At 57.9% G+C, this 399-nt stretch carries 1 protein-coding gene and 1 pseudogene; both read right to left on the bottom strand.

From position 1 onward, the window contains the following. A pseudogene (locus MRBLSP13_RS19960) lies at positions 1 to 172 on the bottom strand (dicarboxylate/amino acid:cation symporter); the annotation flags it as partial. 15 nt (positions 173 to 187) lie between these two features. Beyond that, a complete protein-coding gene (locus MRBLSP13_RS19955; RefSeq protein WP_363756260.1) occupies positions 188 to 373 on the bottom strand; it encodes a YbdD/YjiX family protein in 186 nt (61 codons plus the stop codon). Positions 374 to 399 lie beyond the last annotated feature (26 nt).

Genomic DNA, 399 nt, shown 5'->3' with positions numbered 1-399 from the left:
GCGCAATGATCATCTTGATCAGATGCAGGAAGATGTCGGCCAGCAGGTGGTAATAGCCCGCCACATCCTTCGCCAGCGTCTTGTCGCCACCCACCCAGATATTGGTGGCAAAGCCCACGATCACCCCCAGAACCATGCCTGTCAGGATGAACGCCGTCAGTTTATTACGCATGAACTTTCATCCTTTTCAGCAGAACTTGCCGCCACTTGCCCCCTCGTAGCGCGCGTCTTGTCGTTCACGGAAAAAGGCGTTTCGGTCCATGGCTGGATGGTCGGGATGATGGCTGGCCATATGCCGCAAATAGGCGTCATAATCGGGCACCCCGACCATCATGCGCGCCATCTGACGCAGCCGGTGGAGGAAGAGGCTCATTCCGCCGGCACCAGTTGCGCCGGGAT

It is taken from the genome of Sphingobium sp. LSP13-1-1.1 (assembly GCF_040676415.1).
In the GTDB taxonomy this organism is placed as follows: domain Bacteria; phylum Pseudomonadota; class Alphaproteobacteria; order Sphingomonadales; family Sphingomonadaceae; genus Sphingobium.
This window is presented reverse-complemented; position numbering and strand designations above follow the sequence as displayed.